At 68.5% G+C, this 18536-nt stretch carries 15 protein-coding genes; 4 read left to right on the top strand and 11 right to left on the bottom strand.

Annotated elements, in window-relative coordinates:
* The first annotated feature begins 41 nt into the window (after nt 1-41).
* On the top strand, nt 42-971 hold the full coding sequence (locus tag NV1_RS14175; protein ID WP_067890820.1) for a D-isomer specific 2-hydroxyacid dehydrogenase family protein: 930 nt from the start codon (nt 42-44) through the stop codon (nt 969-971).
* A 23-nt stretch (nt 972-994) separates the two neighbouring features.
* On the opposite strand, the gene NV1_RS14170 is transcribed toward NV1_RS14175, so the two are convergent.
* Nucleotides 995-1456, bottom strand: coding sequence for a pyridoxamine 5'-phosphate oxidase family protein (locus NV1_RS14170; RefSeq protein WP_218026975.1), 462 nt, complete (start codon nt 1454-1456; stop codon nt 995-997).
* A 194-nt stretch (nt 1457-1650) separates the two neighbouring features.
* Nucleotides 1651-2166 (bottom strand): hypothetical protein, encoded by a 516-nt coding sequence (locus tag NV1_RS14165; RefSeq protein WP_067890817.1) that lies wholly within the window; start codon nt 2164-2166, stop codon nt 1651-1653.
* Nucleotides 2167-2531: 365 nt separating this feature from the next.
* On the opposite strand from NV1_RS14165, the gene NV1_RS14160 reads away from it, so the two are divergent.
* From NV1_RS14160 to NV1_RS14150, 3 genes are all read left to right on the top strand, one after another.
* Nucleotides 2532-3236 carry an ESX secretion-associated protein EspG gene (locus NV1_RS14160; protein ID WP_067891821.1) on the top strand — a complete coding sequence of 235 codons (705 nt, stop codon included), beginning with the start codon at nt 2532-2534 and terminating at the stop codon, nt 3234-3236.
* Nucleotides 3237-3321: 85 nt separating this feature from the next.
* Nucleotides 3322-3696, top strand: a complete 375-nt coding sequence (locus NV1_RS14155; RefSeq protein WP_067890814.1) for a hypothetical protein — start codon at nt 3322-3324, stop codon at nt 3694-3696.
* 63 nt (nt 3697-3759) lie between these two features.
* A complete protein-coding gene (locus NV1_RS14150; RefSeq protein WP_067890811.1) occupies nt 3760-4734 on the top strand; it encodes a hypothetical protein in 975 nt (324 codons plus the stop codon).
* A 54-nt stretch (nt 4735-4788) separates the two neighbouring features.
* Here NV1_RS14150 and proB read toward each other — a convergent pair whose 3' ends face one another.
* The 9 genes from proB to NV1_RS14105 all read right to left on the bottom strand — a co-directional run bounded on the left by proB (nt 4789) and on the right by NV1_RS14105 (nt 18148).
* Complete coding sequence (gene proB / locus NV1_RS14145; protein WP_174557447.1) at nt 4789-5889, bottom strand: glutamate 5-kinase; 1101 nt, start codon at nt 5887-5889, stop codon at nt 4789-4791.
* 301 nt (nt 5890-6190) lie between these two features.
* Nucleotides 6191-7651: a GTPase ObgE gene (obgE, locus tag NV1_RS14140; RefSeq protein ID WP_067891819.1), complete on the bottom strand. Its 1461-nt coding sequence runs from the start codon at nt 7649-7651 to the stop codon at nt 6191-6193.
* Nucleotides 7652-7786: 135 nt separating this feature from the next.
* Nucleotides 7787-8053: a 50S ribosomal protein L27 gene (gene rpmA, locus NV1_RS14135; protein ID WP_067890806.1), complete on the bottom strand. Its 267-nt coding sequence runs from the start codon at nt 8051-8053 to the stop codon at nt 7787-7789.
* An 84-nt stretch (nt 8054-8137) separates the two neighbouring features.
* Complete coding sequence (gene rplU, locus NV1_RS14130; RefSeq protein WP_040820290.1) at nt 8138-8449, bottom strand: 50S ribosomal protein L21; 312 nt, start codon at nt 8447-8449, stop codon at nt 8138-8140.
* A 433-nt stretch (nt 8450-8882) separates the two neighbouring features.
* On the bottom strand, nt 8883-12518 hold the full coding sequence (locus NV1_RS14125; protein ID WP_169813329.1) for a translation initiation factor IF-2 N-terminal domain-containing protein: 3636 nt from the start codon (nt 12516-12518) through the stop codon (nt 8883-8885).
* Between the two features lie 587 nt (nt 12519-13105).
* Nucleotides 13106-13522, bottom strand: coding sequence for a nucleoside-diphosphate kinase (gene ndk / locus NV1_RS14120; RefSeq protein WP_067683967.1), 417 nt, complete (start codon nt 13520-13522; stop codon nt 13106-13108).
* Nucleotides 13523-13611: 89 nt separating this feature from the next.
* On the bottom strand, nt 13612-14001 hold the full coding sequence (locus NV1_RS14115) for a DUF4233 domain-containing protein (RefSeq protein ID WP_067890804.1): 390 nt from the start codon (nt 13999-14001) through the stop codon (nt 13612-13614).
* Complete coding sequence (gene folC / locus NV1_RS14110) at nt 13998-15371, bottom strand: bifunctional tetrahydrofolate synthase/dihydrofolate synthase (RefSeq protein ID WP_067891815.1); 1374 nt, start codon at nt 15369-15371, stop codon at nt 13998-14000. The genes NV1_RS14115 and folC overlap by 4 nt, the downstream gene beginning before the upstream one ends.
* 74 nt (nt 15372-15445) lie before the next feature.
* The gene (locus NV1_RS14105) at nt 15446-18148 is read right to left on the bottom strand and encodes a valine--tRNA ligase (protein WP_067890801.1); all 2703 of its coding nucleotides are present in this window, start codon (nt 18146-18148) and stop codon (nt 15446-15448) included.
* Between the last annotated feature and the right edge of the window lie 388 nt (nt 18149-18536).

The following is an 18536-nucleotide window of genomic DNA, read 5'->3' as shown; positions in this document are numbered from 1 at the left end:
GTCGGATCCGACCGGCCCCGGACATCGCACAGGAGATCCTCATGACGGCGACCCCTATCGCGCTCGGACCGAACCGCACCCCACTGCTGGAACGAGCGATCACCGGGGCAGGGGGCGCACTGGCCGACCTGGATGCCGCGCGGGCCCTGATCTGGGATGCGGACCCGGCCGGGTTCCCCGAGCAACTGCCCGAGAACATCGAATGGGTGCAACTGTTCTCCGCGGGCGTCGAGGAATGGTTCGACACATCGGTTTTCGACCGCCATCCGAACGTCCTGTTCACCTCCGCGGCAGGCGCTTTCGCCAGGACGGTAGCCGAACACTCGCTGATGCTGCTGCTCGCGGGCGTGCGTGCGCTGCCCGAACATCTCGCCGCCCGCAGCTGGCGCAGAGCGGAACTCGGCCGGAGTATCGGCACGCTGCGCAACGCCACGGTCGCCGTGGTCGGAGCCGGGGGCATCGGCCGGGAACTGATCGCCCTGCTGGCCCCGCTCGGTTCCCGGGTGATCGCGGTGAACCGGTCCGGCACCCCGGTCGACCTACCCGGTGTGGTGGAAACCCTTCCCGCGCAGCACCTCCCGGAGGTCTGGTCACGCACCGATCACGCGGTGATCGCCGCCCCGGCCACCCCCGGCACCCGGCATCTACTCGGCAAAGCCGAACTGGCCCAGCTGAAACCGCACTCGTGGGTGATCAATATCGCCCGTGGCAGTCTGGTGGACACCGATGCCCTGGTCGACGCGCTGCGCGAGGGCACGATCGGCGGCGCCGGACTCGACGTGACCGACCCGGAACCGCTGCCCGAGGGCCACCCGCTGTGGGATCTGCCCAATGCCTTGATCACACCGCACGATTCGAATCCGCCGCAGCTGCGCACGGTCGCCTTCGCCGAACACGTCGCGGAGAATGTGGGCCGCTTCACCCATGGGCGCGAACTGGTCGCCCGCATCGACGTCGCCGCAGGGTACTGACCGGACGGGACTGCCCCGGAGCGCTACTGCTCCGCCTCCGCGGGATCGACGAATTCGAGTCCGGTGACCATATCGGGCAGGATGCGCACGAGGTGTTCACGCGGACCCGGCAGCCACGGCCGCAACAGTGCGCGACAACGCTCGATCTCCTCGGGATCCTGTACCGGCTCCGCGGCCCCGGTGACGATCACGCACCACCCGCGACGGGTGTTCTCGTCGATGACATCCGCCTCGTAAGCGACCATCTGCCGCTCGGCCGAGAGCGCCGCGGCGCGAGTGGCGTGTACGACGATCGTCTCACCGTCGACGATGTGGTTGACCGGGCGAATGATGGGTAATGCGTAGCGCGCGAACACAATCCGCCCGTATCGCACCAGCCCCAGCCGTCGCAGCGACTCGGCGGAGGTCAGATCTCGCGACTCCTGCGGCGCGAGCGCGTCCATATCGGCGAGCATTCCCGCACCGTGCCCATCGCCCGCAGGCATGCCCGACCCACCCGACTGCCCGGGGTATTCCTCGGCTCGGTTGTCCATTTGCGATATCTGCCCCGCTGATCATGAACGTGTTGTTCCGGGTCACCACAAGTTTCCCGCAATCGGCAACGATCAAACCTGTCCCAGGCCACGCGCACGGAAACAGCAGGCGAACAGCACTACCTTCGTCGGCCCGGCGGCTGCCCTCACTGTCCGGCCGCGCGGGGCGGAAAGACCGGCACGGCTCGCCGTCCGGCCGCGGCCTCAGGGGCTGCGGGCGTCGTCCGGCGAACCAGCTCGGTCCATTCGTCCGCCAGGGCGGCCAGCAGGGACCAGGCGGAATGGACGCGTTCTTCGCCGACGTCCGCGCCGACGCGCAGCACCGCGACCGCGCGCACCTGAGCCGCCGCCATGGCATCCACCTCGGCGCCGAGCGATTGCGGAGCCGGACGCCGGGTGTGCGTGACCGCGGCGATCCAGTCGTCGATATGGGCGACGATTTCGGCACGGCGACAATCGATCTCGGCGGTGCGCAACGGCGATTCCCGACGGGTCAGGTGAAGTTCGGCGAGTTCGCGGGCCCAGCTCGTCACCGGGTGGGCGTCGGGATCGTCGCCGACGTGCCCGCAGAAGGCCGCGAGCAATTCGTGCCAATTCGGTAGACGGGCGGCCGAATCGCCGCCTCGCCGCTGTGCCGGATCGTCGGGTTGCGGTACGTACATGACGTGTACCTCCAGGACCGCGGCGAGCCGGTCCGGCGGCCTGCGTGCCCCGCAGTCAGTACCTCGCCCACCTTCACTACGTACACACCCGGCGCCACAAACGCGGGAACCGGACCGCGAGCCCGGTGTGGTAAGGGCGGACCACACCGGATCCGGTTGTGCCGCAATCTGCGAAGGGGACATCTCCTTGCGGCGCCGGGTGCACTTCCAGCATGCACTTTTCCGGCGGCCCTCCCACTGCCCTTTCCATGGCCTTCCGATGACTGTCGGAACGCGGATTCCGCGACGTCGTCTGGCCGCTCCCGTGGCGTCCCGTTACGCTTGTTCGGGTTCGGGGGACGGAACGGTGAAGGGTGAGTCTGGGCGTGAGTTGGTCTTTCACACCGGATGAGTTCGCACACATCTGGCGAGAGACCGACCTGGACCGATACCCGTTCCCGATCCGGATTCTGGAGACCCCCCGCACCGAGCACGAGGCCGCCGCGCTGCGTCGCACGCTGGAAAGCCGCATACCGTTGGGCTCGGATCCGGATCTGTCCGCCTGCCTGCGCATTCTGGCCCAACCGCATACGCGCGTGGTGGCCATCGGCGGCGCGCACCACCCCGACGCGCAGATCCGCGCGGTGGGCGCCGCAGTCTACGACCATGCCGTACTGGCCGTGCAGGACACCGGCTCGTCACCGGATTTCGGTGGGCGGGTGCATATTTCGATCGGCCACAGTGGCAAACTGGGCGCCCGTATCGCCGCACTGCTGCCGGACGCCCCGCCCGGACAGGAACCGGCCCGCTCGGCGACCGCGGCCGCGGTGCGCGACGAGGAGACCGTGGTCACCACCGATCGACTCGCCGCGCGCATCCGGCGGCTGCTGCTCAAGCCGCACAACGCCGAGGGGCAGATCCGGATCGAACCGCGGCTGGACCGGCCCACCCCGCCCGCACCGGTCTACTACACCTGGTTCGACGTCGACGGAGACGGCCGCTATCTGGTCCGCGCGGGGGAACAGGTGCACCTCACCCCTGCCTCGACCCAGCAGATCGGCGCCCACCTGCAGAAACGCATTCCGCGATGATGCCGCCGATACCGTCATCGCCGCACCGCCGACGTGTCCTGCGGTTAGGCTTGGCACGACCGACCGATTCTCGAGGGGGTGCGCATTGACGATCGAAACCAGTCAAGCCGATATCGCCCGGTTCATGCAGGCAGCGCGCAGCGGCACGGTCCGTTTCGATCCGGACGCGGCGCGGCGCTGCGCGGCGCAGTACGAGGAGCAGGCCGAGGGGCTGATCGCCCTGCAGCAGCAGTTGGAGTCGGTCTCACAGCTGCACGGTTTCGGCGGATTCTTCTCCGCGGAACAGTTGCAGGCCGGATTCTCCCGCAAGGCCCGGGACGCGGCCGCACAGTTGGATCGATACATCTCCGCCTCCTATCGTATGAAGGAAGCCTTCCTGCTCAGCGCCGGGCTGCACGAGGAGGCCGATATCGCACACGCCGCCGCCCTGCGCGCGCTCTCGTCGAGGCAGCCGTGGTGAGCGTGTTCGAGCACAGTTCCGGGGCGGTTCCGGTTCGAGGCGCCGGCGCGAACGGGGCGTGTCATGAGTGAACATGTCCTCGGCGCCACGCATTTCGGCCCGCACGCACGGCCCACCGATCCCGAATACATCAGTGCGATGGAACATTTCGAGTCCGTACCGCACGAGCGGATCTACGCGGGCACGCAGCAGATCGATGCCGGGGAGATCGCGCGGGCGTCGCTGGTGTGGCTGAACGGCGCCGCGACGATCAACACCGCGATGCCGATCACCCGGTCCACGACGGACGGGGTGATGAATTCCACCGGATGGGAGGGCGCCGCGGCCGACGCCGCATATGCCAGCACGCGCAGTTTCGCCGAGTCCCTCGACGAACTGGCCGAGGTCATGGCCGAGGTCGGCGCGCGATTGGGGGCGGTCGCCGCCGCGGCCGAAGCGGTGAAACTGGCGGTTGCCCCGCCCGGCGGCTCCGGACCGGTCGGCGCGGTCGCCCGCGCTCTCGAGGCGGCGCACGTCATCGATGCCGCGCTGGCACAGGAGACGCTGCGGCAGGAGGCCGTGCTGGCGATGAACATGATCTACAAACCGGCGTATTCCGGTGCGGGAACCGGAATTCCGGCGCTGCCCGAACCTCCTGTGCTGCCCGGGGACGACTCGTCCGCGCCGAACCACTCGAACCACACCGCACCACAATCAGTCCCGCCCCAGCAGCAATATCCCGCGACGCCGCAGCAACCCGAGACTCCGCAGCCGCACGCGGAACCGCGGCAGCCAGCGCATCCGCAAAACTCCGCTCCCCCAGCAACTCCCGCGCCACCGACCGAGCCCGCACCATCGCCGACGCCACCGGAATCCATCCAGCCCCCGGACGCGGCCCCGGCACCGCGACCACCCAGCCCGCCGGCCTCTCCCATACCCGCACCGCCCGCGGACCCGCGACTCAGTGATCCGGGCGGCCAGCCCGGCATCACCGGACCCATCCCGAACAACACCACACCCACCACCCCCGACCAGCCCGGCGTCTCCCCGGACCACTGACCTCGCCGGTCGGCGGCCCGCTCGCCATGTGACAGCGCCGGCCGGATGACGCGGTCAGACCTTGACCAGGTCGTCGGCGTGGATGACGGGGCGCCGCATACCTTCCGGGAGTTCGCTGGTGGAGCGGCCGACCATGGCCTCCAGTTCGGAGCTGTCGTATTCCGCTACACCGCGAGCGACGAGGGCGCCGTCGGGGGCGATGAGGTCGATGACGTCGCCGCCGGAGAAGCGGCCGCGCACACCGGTGATTCCGGCGGCCAGCAGCGAGCGGCGACAGCCGGCGACCGCGCGCACAGCGCCCGCGTCGAGCAGCACAGCACCGCGGCTGTCCGCGGCGTGCCGGACCCAGAACTTCCTGGCGGACAAGCGAATCGGGCGGGCGGCGAAGGCGGTGCCGACGGTGGCCGAGGTGAGCGCGAGAGTGGCGTCGGAGGCGGCGGCCAGCAGTACCGGAACCCCGGCGTCGGCGGCGAGGCGGGCCGCGGACAGCTTCGAGGCCATTCCGCCCGTGCCCAGCGCGCCACCGCTTCCGGCGATCACGCCGTCCAGATCGGCGCTGCCGCGCACCTCCGGGATGAATGTCGCACCGCCCTTGCGCGGATCGCCGTCGTAGAGCCCGTCCACGTCCGAGAGCAGCACGAGAGCGTCGGCGCCGACCAGGTGCGCGACCAGGGCGGCCAGGCGATCGTTGTCGCCGAAGCGGATCTCCTCGGTGGCGATCGTGTCGTTCTCGTTGACCACGGCGATCGCGTGCAGGGAGCGCAGCCGATCCAGCGTGCGCTGCGCATTGCGATGATGTTCGCGCCGGGAGAAGTCACCGGCGGTCAGCAGGACCTGCCCGACCGTGCGGCCGTAACGCTGGAACGAGGTACCCCAGGCGTGCGCCAGCGCCAGCTGGCCGACACTCGCCGCGGCCTGTTTGGTGGCAAGATCCTTTGGCCGCGAGGATAATCCGAGTGGCGCGATGCCCGCGCCGATGGCGCCCGAGGACACCACGACCACATCGGATCCGGCGCGCATGCGCGCCTCCACCGCATCGGCCAGCCGATCCAGCCGAGCGGTGTCGAGCCCGCCTTCGAGACTGGTCAGCGCCGAGGATCCGATCTTCACCACCACACTGCGCGCCGACGCGATCACCTGTCGCGTCTCGCTCAGTGCGTGATCCGAATCCGCCTGCGTCATACCGGAGCTCATCAACCTCACCTGAACCGATCGACACCACAACAGTTTTCGGGCTCCCGAATGCCACGTGATACGGACGCGCCTGATCCATCGCGCCGCATCCGGAGCGCAGTCTCGGAGGCGGTACCGCAAACGAGCGCCCCTCGCGGATCTCGCCCACACCGATGAAGCCGCACCCGCCCCGGGAAGCAACCGTGCACCCGACCGGTGACCACACCCGATGCACCGCACCATGAATGGAGCGCAATCCTGGCAGTGGTGCGGTGGGCAGGGGTCATTCGACGATCTCGTCGTCGGAGATCAGGCCGCGGCGGACCCGGGACGCATGTTTACGCTCGGCCGCGGAGATGCGTTCGGTCTGGTCGAGGCGGGGGTCGGTGCCTCGACCGGTCATCACCACGTCCACGCCCGCGGAGATCTGCGGTTCCCAGTCGAAGGTGACGTCGCCGATCGTGACGGGCGCACCCGGTTCGGCGCCGAGCTTCTCGAGCTGCTCCTCGACACCGAGACGGGCCAACCGGTCGGCCAGATAGCCGACGGCCTCGTCGTTGTCGAACTGCGTCTGACGCACCCACCGCTCGGGACGTTCACCGCGCACGATGAATCCGCCCTCGAGTTCGGCATCACGCTCGACGCTGAAACCGCTTTCGCCCGCGGCCACCGGACGGATCACCTGTCGCGGCGGAGCCGCCTTCGGATGTGCCTCGCGGTACTCGCGAACCATCTCCGCGAGCGCGAAAATCAACGGCCGCAACCCTTCCCGGCTCACCGTCGAGATCGTGTGGACCGGCCAGCCGCGCTCGGCGAATTCGGCGCGCACCATTTCGGCCAGGTCGGCGGCGTCCGGGATATCCGCCTTGTTCAGGATCACCACACGTGGGCGATCGGCCAGATCCCCGAGCTCGGCATCGGCCTTCAACGCGGGTTTGTAGGCGGCCAGCTCCGCCTCCAGTGCGTCCACATCGGAGACCGGATCGCGACCCGGTTCGAGTGTCGCGCAGTCCACCACGTGGGCGAGCACCGCACAGCGTTCGAGATGCCGCAGGAATTCCAGGCCCAGACCGCGCCCCTCGCTCGCGCCGGGAATCAGGCCGGGTACATCGGCGACGGTGAAGGTGGTGTCACCGCTGGACACCACGCCGAGATTCGGCACCAGCGTCGTGAACGGATAGTCCGCGACCTTCGGCTTCGCCGCCGAGAGCACCGAGACCAGCGAGGACTTACCGGCCGACGGGAAGCCGACCAGACCCACATCGGCGACCGACTTCAGCTCCAGGATGACATCGCGTTCCTCACCGTCCTCGCCGAGCAGTGCGAAACCGGGCGCCTTGCGCGCCTTGGAGGCCAGCGCCGCGTTGCCCAGTCCGCCACGCCCGCCGCGCGCGGCGATATAGGTCGTGCCGACACCGACGAGATCGGCGAGCACCTCACCGTCGGAACCGATGACCACCGTCCCGTCCGGAACCTGCAACAGCAGATCCGCACCCTGTTTGCCGTCGCGGTTACCGCCCTCGCCGGGTTTGCCGTTGCCGCCCTTGGCGTGCGGATGGAAATGGAAGTCCAGCAGAGTGTGCACATTCGGGTCGACCTGGAGGATCACATTCCCGCCGTGCCCCCCGTTGCCACCGTCGGGGCCGCCCAGCGGCTTGTACTTCTCGCGGTGCACCGAAGCACACCCGTGTCCGCCCTTACCTGCGCGGACGTGCAGCACGACGCGGTCGATGAACTTCGACATGCTGTTGATCATCCTCCGTAATTTCGGCAGTGCTCAATCTGCCTCCGCACGAAGCGGGTGCCCGAACGCACGAAGCGGGCCAGGGTTTCTCACCCTGACCCGCTTCGAAGAATGTGTGGAAGGCTCCGGTGCGGCTCAGGCCTGCACCGGCTCCGGGACCACGATATTCACGGTCTTGCGGCCGCGCTTGGTGCCGAACTGGACCGCGCCCGCCGCGAGGGCGAACAGCGTGTCGTCGCCGCCACGGCCGACGTTGACGCCGGGGTGGAAGTGAGTGCCACGCTGACGCACCAGGATCTCGCCCGCCTGGACGGCCTGACCGCCGAAGCGCTTCACGCCCAGCCGCTGGGCGTTCGAATCACGACCGTTACGGGAGCTGGACGCACCCTTCTTATGTGCCATTGCTGGTTTACTCCTCGTAGCCCGAGATGGTTGGTCCCGGGAATCCTGACGGACGTGTGCGGGGTGATGAAGCCCGCAGGCCGTTTACTTGATGCCGGTGACCTTCAGGACCGTCAGCTTCTGACGGTGGCCCTGACGCTTGTGGTAGCCGGTCTTGTTCTTGAACTTGTGGATGCGGATCTTGGGACCCTTGGTCTGGTCGACGATCTCGGCGGAAACCGAGACCTTGGCCAGCTTGTCCGCATCGGTGGTCAGCTCAGCGCCATCGACGACGAGCACCGGGGAGAGCGATACCGCGCTGCCCGTCTCGCCCTCGATCTTCTCGACCTTCACCAGGTCACCGACCGCGACCTTGTACTGCTTTCCGCCGGTCTTGACGATCGCGTACGTTGCCATCGGTCGGCTGCCCTCTTTCTCTACTAGTGCTCGGCACTCTGTTCGCGCGGCTGCTGTCCGGTCAACACCGGAAACCGCCGCACGACTGGTCTGGTAATCACCGCCGCCTCAGCGCCTGTGGCTCTCGTCGAACCGGGCCACGGGCCAGCGCACAAGACAGTGCTGACGCCGAGCAGCGACTGTCCAAGGCTACAGGACGCGTACCCCAGCGACAAAACCAGGGTCGCATCCGGTAATCCCCGCTCCGGCCACCGGATTCGCCGCACCGAGAGCAGTCTCGTTCGCTTCACGCGAGGGCCCGGCCGCCCGCACGGCTCGACGGGGCAGGGTGTGCGTCGACCGGCCGACACCGAGTGCGGGGCCCGGGCACTGCATGCCCGGGCCCCGCATCGCTGGATCCGACTGTGACCAACCGCTCGGTTGATCGGCCCGCTTACTCGCCTTGTTCCGGTGCTCCCGCGGCGCGACCGGCACTACGGCGACGAGGACGGCTGCGCGGCACGGCAACCGGTGTGAAGTCGGTCACCGACGCCGCAGCGCTTTCCGGCTGATCGGAGTTGGACAGTACGAATACCGCCGCGGCGCTGTCCGTGCTGAGCGCGGCCGAGGAGCGGGCCACCCGACGACGACCCTTGCGGGCGGATTCGGGGTGCGCGCCATCCGAGGCGGTGCGAGCCCGATCGGCGGCGTCGCCGTGGTCCGTACCCTCCTCCTCGGCGGAGAGCGTCGCCGCAGCGGGTTCGGGGGTCTGCGACGGCCGGGCCGATTCCGCGGCGGTATTCGCTCGCGCGGACTCGTCCCCCCGCTCGGCGTCCGCCACCCGCGCCGCCTCACCAGCCGCAACCGCCACGAGCTCACTCGCGCGGCCGGACCGATCGTCCTGCGCCGGTCCGCCGGCTTCCGGCTCACTCGCCGCAGCCGATTCCTCCGGACGATGCGAATCGCCGGACTCCGCCGCTTCGCTCGCGCGCACAACCTGCTCCCGTGCCAGCTCACGACCGGACCGTGAACGGCGTCGACGCGACGGCCGCTCGGCGGTCTCCTCCGGCGCCGACTCCGCGGACACCCCCGGCGTCACGGCGTCCGCATGCGCCTCGTTCTCGTCACCATGGTGCGCGGCCATCGCCAACGCCACCGGATGCGCCCGCTTGGCGGCGGCATCCTCCTCGGCATGCGCCTCGACGGGCACCGGCGCCGCGGCGGGCGCGGTCGTACCGGACTTGTCCTTGTCCTTGCGACGGCGACGGCCCTCGCGACGGCCGAGGCCGTCCTCGGCGGGGGCGGACTCCACCGGATAGTCGTGCACGACGAGGCCGCGGCCGTGGCAGTGCTCACAGGTGGTGGAGAACGCCTCGACCAACCCGGTGCCCAACTTCTTGCGGGTCATCTGCACCAGGCCCAGCGAGGTCACCTCGGATACCTGATGGCGGGTGCGGTCGCGGCCCAGCGCCTCGGTCAGCCGACGCAACACCAGGTCACGGTTGGATTCGAGCACCATATCGATGAAGTCGACGACGATCATGCCGCCGATGTCCCGCAGGCGCATCTGGCGCACGATCTCCTCGGCCGCCTCGAGGTTGTTGCGGGTGACCGTCTCCTCGAGGTTGCTGCCGCCCGCGCCGGTGAATTTACCCGTGTTGACGTCGATGACGGTCATCGCCTCGGTGCGGTCGATGACGAGTGTGCCGCCCGAGGGCAGCCACACCTTGCGGTCCAGAGCCTTGGACAGCTGCTCATCGATCCGGAAACTGCCGAATACGTCGACGCTGTCGTTGTCGTAGCGCTGCACCCGCGCCAGCAGATCCGGCGCGACGGTGCGGATGTAGTTCTCCACGGTCGTCCAGGAGCGCTCACCCTCGATGACGAGTTTGGAGAAGTCCTCGTTGAACAGGTCACGGATGACCTTGACGAGCAGGTCCGGCTCTTCGTAGAGCGTCTTGGGCGCACCCGAGCCGTTCCTGGACTGCTCCTCGATGATTTTCCAGGTGGCCTGCAGCCGCTCGACGTCGCGGGCCAGTTCGGCCTCGGCCACGCCCTCGGAAGCGGTGCGAATGATCACACCGGCGTCCTGCGGGACGATATCGCGCAGGATCTCCTTCAGTCGCTTGCGCTCGGTATCGGGCAGTTTGCGGCTGATACCGGTCGACGTCCCGCCCGGCACGTACACCAGAAAGCGTCCGGCCAGGCTGATCTGTGTGGTCAGCCGGGCGCCCTTGTGCCCGACCGGATCCTTGCTCACCTGCACCAGCACGGTGTCGCCGGGTTTGAGCGCCTGTTCGATCTTGCGTTCCTTACCGCCGAGCCCGGCGGCCTCCCAGTTCACCTCACCGGCGTAGAGCACGCCGTTGCGGCCGCGACCGATATCGACGAATGCCGCCTCCATGCTGGGCAGCACGTTCTGCACCTTGCCCAGATACACGTTGCCGACCATGGACGCCGACCCCGTGCTGGTCACGAAGTGCTCGACCAGGATGTTGTCCTCGAGCACGGCGACCTGGGTGACGGCGCTCGGATGATCGGTGAACGTCTTCTCGCGCACCACCATCACCCGGTCCACCGATTCGCGGCGGGCCAGGAATTCCGATTCGGTCAGGATCGGCGGACGACGACGTCCGGCCTCACGACCGTCCCGGCGACGCTGCCGCTTGGCCTCGAGCCGCGTCGAACCGCTGATGCCCTGCACCTCGTCCACCGACGAGGCGGCGACCCGGCGCTTGTTGCGCGGTTCGCGCTCGTGCACGACGGTGTTCGGCGGATCGTCCTCCGACACCTCGTTCTCGGCATCCTCACCAGCTTTGCGACGACGGCGACGACGGCGGCGGCGAGTCGATCCCTCGGGCACCGCCTCACCGTCCTCGGCACCGCCCTCGGCGGGCTCGGCCTCGGTGTTGCCGGACTCCTCGGTGGACTCCTCCTGCTCCTCGGAATCCTCCGACTCCTCGGCATCACCGTCGGCGGACTGCTCACCCCGGCCCCGGCCCCGGCCGCGACGGCCGCGACGGCGACGACGCGAACGCCCGCCGTCCTCGGAGTCCTCCCGGGACTGGTCGTCGTCCCAGTCGCCCGATTCGGTCTCGGACTCGGCAGTCTCGGCGGTAGCGGTGGCGGTGTCGTCGGTACTCGCGCGATCCGCGGCGGATTCGGTGCGAGCCGCCTCCTGCTGAGCGGCGGCTTCCTCGGCGGCGGCCTGCTCCTCGGCGGCCTTGGCCTGGCGGGCGGCCCGGCGCTGCCGGCGCGCCTCCTCCGCGGCCGCGGCGTCCGGCGGCAGGAACAGCGGTGCGGCGACCATCGCGGGCGCTTCGAAAGTCACCGGCTCGGCAGCCTGGGGCTGCGGTGCCCGGAAGGGGCTGGTGAACAGCGATTGCCGCTGCGGCGCAACGGCCGAAGCCGCGGGTTCGGTCTGCGGGGTCGCGGCGGGTGTCTCGGGCTGCGCGGCAGTGGTTCCGGCAACGGGCGCTGCCCCGGCAGCGGCTGCGGGCTGCGCCGTGGTGGCCTCGGGCGTCGAGGCGACCTGGCCGGACGCTGTCCCACCCGTGCTCGCCCCTGTCCCCGACGTGCTCGCGACCGATTCGGCGGCGCCTGCCGACGGGGATTTGCTCACCTCGGTCGCGGACGTCCCCGCCGACGCTTCGGAGCTGCTCGCTCCCGCATCGGGCACGGTCGTCGCGGGCTCGGCTGAACTCGCCATCGTTTCGGGAGCACTCGCCACGGCCTCGGGCACTGCGTCCGGGGTGGCGGTCGCCACCGACGCCGTCTGCTGCGCTGCCTGAGTTTCGGTTCGGGATTCGGCGGCCGTCGGAGCTTGCTCCGGGGCCTGGTCCGCGGGGACGAAGGCTTCACGCACCGACTCGGCGACCGTGCGATCCAGGCTCGACTGCGCGCTGCGGGCCTCGGCCCCCAGCTCGGTCAGATGAGCCAGAATGCGTTTGCTGGTGGTTCCCAGCAGCTTCGCCAGCGCGTGTACCCGGATACGTTCCGGCAACTGCGCCGCCTCCCCTACCCCTGGCGCCTGCTGCGGCGCGTGTCCATTCGTATCGTGCGACGTTTCCTGCGGCTCTTGATCGGCCACGAAATCTCCTCGGATCCCCGGGCGCGTCCCACTCGAACGAGAGTGACGCGGCCAACGCGGGGGCGCTGTTCGGTTGCCTCACGCCCCGTGGACGCAAGGCCAAGTGGTCTCCGCCCCGCGTGACCCGTTGTCACCCTGTCGGTCGTCGTTCGGGTAACCGATCACGCGGCGCCTGGCTGTTGGCTCCAACACCGGGTCCGAGCGCTCATCCAGCGTGCGGCCGGACGGCCGAGTCTTGGTAACCGTCCGGGGCAGCGATGATCGGCGTCGAGCCGCGGTGCCATCGGTCGAGCCCGCACCGGCCTGGGCGGCCGATCTCGAGCGCTTCCACTGCCAGTATCCCACACGCGCTCGAGTAAATGGCTCCCGTGTCCAATTGCCTGTGCTTCGCTCCGGCGTGTTCACGGCCCTTGCGAGCACCGTCACACCGGTTCGGACCGGGACCGGAGCCAGGTCGGAGACGGGCGCGCGAGAACTCGCCGAGGGGGTAACGCCGCTCCTCGGACGGGGTTGGTGCGGGAATCGGAGTGGGTTCGAACTCCGGGGCCGGCCGGTATCGATCCCACTCCGGCGGAAATATCCGGCGACTACTGGGCGAACTCCGGGAACCAGAGCGCGATCTCGCGCTTGGCCGACTCGGGTGCATCCGAACCGTGGACGAGGTTGTACTGGGTCTCCAGAGCGTAGTCGCCCCGGATGCTGCCGGGCACGGCCTTCTCGACCGGATCGGTGCCACCGGCGATCTGCCGGAATGCGGTGATGGCGCGCGGCCCCTCGAGCACGGCGGCCACGACCGGACCCGAGGTGATGAACTCGATCAGCGAACCGTAGAACGGCCGCTCGGCGTGCTCGGCATAGTGCGCCGCGGCAAGCTCCTGCGATACCTGCTTGAACTCCAACGCGGCGATCTTCAGACCCTTGCGCTCGATGCGGGTGATGATCTCACCGACCAGGCCACGGGCCACGCCGTCCGGCTTGATGAGTATCAACGTCTGTTCAGTCACTGTGTCATTATTGCGTCCGCTTCGCTTCGGTGGTTCGCGGCCCCCAAGGCTCGCCGTATTCGTGCCGGCCGAGCGATTGCGACGGGGCGTCAGGTCCGCTGGCTGGGGAGCAGGCCGCGATCCATCCGCTTCTTGACATCCGCGCGCAGGACCAGGATGAACGCCCATACCGCGACGAACACCACGCCGATGATGCCGATCGACAGATGGACGAACGTGCCGAGCAGGAGCAGCACCTGCATGGCGATGTTGAACCGCATCGCCCAGGAACGCCGCTGCACCCCGGCGCCCAGGAACATCAAAACGGCCAGGCCGACCAGATAGGTGATCGACCACCAGCTCAATCCACCGCCGACCGAGGCGACCACCGGCAGCGCCAGCAGCACGGTGATGGCTTCGAGGACCAGCGCACCGGCCATCACACCGCGGAATCCCTTCCACGGATCGGTCGCCGGGGGCGGTACCGGATTCTCACTCATGCGGGATCCTTTCCGAACAGCGAACGCGCGGCACCCGCGGTGACGACCGATCCGGTGATGACAATCCCCGCACCGGAGACCGGCTCCCCGCTCTCGCCCGCCTCCTCGGCGATGGCGATGGCGGTCTCGACCGCGTCGGCCAGCGTGGCCGCGGTGACCACCCGCTCGTCCCCGAACCGCTGCACCGCGATATCGGCCAGATCGTCGACCGGCAGGGCGCGCGGTGATCCGTTCGTGGTGACGACGACCTCGTCCAGCACCGGCTCGAGCGCGGCCAGGATGCCCGCGGCGTCCTTGTCGCCGAGCACGCCGACGACGCCGACCAGTTTGCGGAAGTCGAACTCCTCGGTCAGGGTCGCGGCGAGGGCCTGCGCGCCGTGCGGGTTGTGCGCGGCGTCCAGGAAGATGGTGGGCGCGTTGCGCATGCGCTCCATCCGTCCCGGGCTGATCGCGTTCGCGAACCCGGCGCGCACGGCCTCGATGTCCAGTTGCCGGTCCGCGCCCGCACCGAAGAACGCCTCCACCGCGGCCAGCGCCACCGCCGCATTGTGCGCCTGATGTTCGCCGTGCAGCGGCAGGAAGATCTCGTCGTACACCCCGCCCAGACCCTGGATCTCGAGCACCTGCCCGCCGACCGCGGTCCGCCGGGACAGCAGCCGGAATTCCGAGCCCTCGCGGGCGACCGCGGCATCGGCCTGCACCGTGCGGCGCAGCAGCACATCCATCGCCTCGGGATCCTGTTCGGCGATGATCGCCACGGTCTCGCGCGGCACCAGCGGATCCTCGGGGGCCTTCTTGATGATCCCGGCCTTCTCCCCGGCGATCGAGGTCAGGTCCGAGCCCAGATAGTCCATGTGGTCCAGGCCGATCGGCGTGATCACCGCGACCTGGCCGTCCACGACATTGGTGGCGTCCCAGGTGCCGCCCATCCCGGTCTCGACCACCGCGACGTCGACCGGCGCCTCGGCGAACGCCGCATAGGACATCGCCACCAAGACCTCGAATTTGCTCAGCTTCGGCCCGCCCGCTGCCTCGGACCGCTGGTCGATCATCTCGATGTACGGCTGGATCTCGCGATAGATCTCGACATATTTCGCGGGACTGATCGGTGCGTTGTCGATGGCGATCCGCTCGGTGGCCAGTTGCAGGTGCGGGCTGGTGATCCGGCCGGTGCGGCGATGCAGCGCGGTGAGCAGCGCGTCGATCATGCGGGTGACCGAGGTCTTGCCGTTCGTCCCGGCCACCTGGATCGCCGGGTACCCGCGCTGCGGTGATCCGAGCAGATCCAGCAGCGTGACGATCCGGGTCAGCGATGGCTCGAGTTTGGTTTCGCCCCAGCGCTGGTCGAGTTCGGCCTCGACCAGCGCCATCTCGGCCAGATCCACCGGGGAGGGCCCGGAGTGCAGCCGCTCCGACGAACCCCGCTGGAATTCCGGTTCGGAGTTCACTTCTTCACCGCCAGACGCGCGATCTCCTCCAGCCGGGCGCTTATCCGCGCGACTTCGGATTCGGCGACCTCCCGGCGGGTGCGGATCTTGGCGACCACCTCGTCGGGCGCCTTGGCCAGGAACGCCTCGTTGGCGAGTTTGGCCGTGGTGCTCGTCAGATCCTTCTGCGCCACACCGAGATCCTTCTCCAGGCGACGACGTTCGGCGTCCAGATCGACCGTGCCGGAGGTGTCGAGTTCGACGGTGACGGTCGCCCCGGACAGCCGCACCTGAACCGAGGCGGTCGCGCTGAAATCGTCGGCGGGCTCGGTGAGCCGCGCCAGATTCGCGATCTGGACCGACAGCCCGGTCAGGTCGGCGGTGTCGATGCCCACCAGTGCGGCGGCCACCTTCTGCTTGTCGGTCAGCCCCTGATCGCTGCGGAAACGGCGGATCTCGGTGATCAGGCGCTGTGCGTCGGCGATGCGGCGCGCGGCGGTCTCGTCGGCGGCGACGCCCGAGGACCGCGGCCAGGACGCGACGACGATGGACTCGCCTTCCGTACCGCCGGTCAACGCCTGCCACAGCGATTCGGTGACGAACGGGATGACCGGATGCAGCAGGCGCAGCACCGAATCCAGCACCGCACCCAGCACTGTCCGGGTGTGCGCGGCGCGCTCGTCCGATTCGGCGAACTGCACCTTGGCCAGTTCCAGATACCAGTCACACAGCTCGTCCCACGCGAAGTGGTACAGCGCCTCGCATGCCTTACCGATCTCGTACCGGTCGAACGCCGAATCCACTTCCGCGCGAACCTGTTCCAGACGGTCCAGGATCCACCGATCGGCATCGGTCAGGGCGACGCGGTCGGTGATCTCGCCCGGGGCCGCGCCGTTCATCAGCGCGAACTTGGTGGCGTTGAACAGCTTGGTGACGAAACTGCGCGAGGCGGTCACGTGCGGCGGGCCGACGGACAGGTCACTGCCGGGCTGCGCACCGCGTGCGAGGGTGAAACGCGTTGCGTCCGAGCCATATTCGTCGATCCACAGCAGCGGATCCACGCCGATGCCCTTGGACTTGGAGTACTTGCGGCCGAATTCGTCGCGAATCAGGCCGTGCAGGAACACATCCCGGAACGGCACCTGCACCGCACCGGCCGGTTTCCCGGCGGTGATGGCCGGATCGTCGGAGACGAACGTGCCGAACATCATCATCCGGGCCACCCAGAAGAACAGGATGTCGTAACCGGTGACGAGAACGCTTGTCGGATAGAACTTCTCGAGCTCCGGGGTGGCATCGGGCCAGCCCATCGTGGAGAACGGCCACAGGCCCGAGGAGAACCAGGTGTCCAGCACGTCCGGATCCTGGACGTAACCCTCGGGGGCCTGCTCGTCCGGTCCGACGCAGACGACCTCGCCCTCGGGGCCGTACCAGATCGGGATGCGGTGCCCCCACCACAGCTGACGCGAGATGCACCAGTCGTGCATGTCGTCCACCCAGTCGAACCAGCGCGGCTCCTGACTGGCCGGGTGGATCACGGTGTCCCCGTGGCGAACCGCGTCGCCCGCGGCCTTGGCCAGAGATTCCACCTTCACCCACCACTGCATGGACAGCCGGGGCTCGATGGGTTCGCCGGAACGTTCGGAATGACCGACGCTGTGCACATACGGCCGCTTCTCCGCGACGATGCGCCCCTCTTCGGTGAGGCGTTCGCGGATCTTCACCCGCGCCTCGAAGCGGTCCATACCGTCGAATTCGGTTCCGGTATCGGCGATCTTGCCGGTCTTGTCCATGATGGTGGGCATGGGCAGGTTGTGGCGCAGACCGAGCTCGAAGTCGTTCGGATCGTGCGCGGGGGTGATCTTCACGGCGCCGGAACCGAATTCGGGATCGACGTAATCGTCGGCGACCACGGGGATCTGCCGTCCGGTGATCGGATGATAGAGCGTCGTGCCGATCAGGCTCGCGTAGCGCGCGTCCTCGGGGTGCACCGCGACCGCGGTGTCGCCGAGCATGGTCTCCACCCGGGTGGTCGCCACGATGATGTGCGGCTCGTCATCCTCCAGCGAGCCGTAGCGCAGTGAGACCAGCTCACCCTCGACGTCCTCGTATTTGACCTCGACATCGGAGATCGCCGTCTTAAGCACGGGCGACCAGTTCACCAGGCGTTCGGCGCGGTAGATCAGGCCCGCGTCGAAGAGGCGCTTGAAGATGGTCTGCACAGCTCGGGACAGGCCCTCGTCCATGGTGAAGCGGTCACGCGCCCAGTCCACGCCGACGCCGAGACGGCGCATCTGCCCCTGGATCGCGCCGCCGGACTCGCGCTTCCAATCCCAGACCTTGTCGACGAACAGTTCACGGCCGAAGTCCTCCTTGGCCTTCCCATCCCGCGCGAGCTGCTTCTCCACCACGGACTGTGTGGCGATACCGGCGTGATCCATACCGGGCAGCCACAGCACCTCGTAGCCCTGCATGCGCTTGCGGCGGGTGAGCAGATCCATGATGGTGTGGTCGAAGGCGTGACCCATGTGCAGATTGCCGGTGACATTGGGCGGCGGCAGCACGATCGAGTAGGGGGGCTTCGCGCTCTTCGCGTCAGCGGCGAAGTAACCAGCGGCTACCCAGCCCTCGTACAGGTCCGACTCCACATCGCCGGGATTCCAGCTCTTGGGGAGGGCATCGGCACGATTTCGTGAGTTCTCAGAGGCTGTGCTGGTCACCGTGTGATTCTAAGGAATTGGGTCACGGCCCGGACGACGGCCCCGGCGGAGCATTTCCGCATCGGCTCGCAGGCGGCTCCGCAGCGATCACGCCCGCGCGCCGAACGGGGGTGTGGATACCCGAGAGGGCGGGGGTTTCGGCGGATGAGGGACACCGAAAACCCCGCCCACAAGATTCAGGTTACCGCCGATTCATGCGGTATTCCCGTTTCATATCGAATTCTCAGGTTCGGCCCGAATCCTTTGTGTTGGTGCGGGATTGCCCCACATGCACATATCGGGTAGGCACACACACCGGCTGTGACGCATACCTCCTCGAGTTGCCGCCGGGCCCGCGATCCTGCCTACTTGGGGCGAACAGTACAGACGCTGCCTGTGCCTGCTCCGG

This window comes from Nocardia vaccinii NBRC 15922 (assembly GCF_001613305.1).
Taxonomy (GTDB): domain Bacteria; phylum Actinomycetota; class Actinomycetes; order Mycobacteriales; family Mycobacteriaceae; genus Nocardia; species Nocardia vaccinii.
This window is presented reverse-complemented; position numbering and strand designations above follow the sequence as displayed.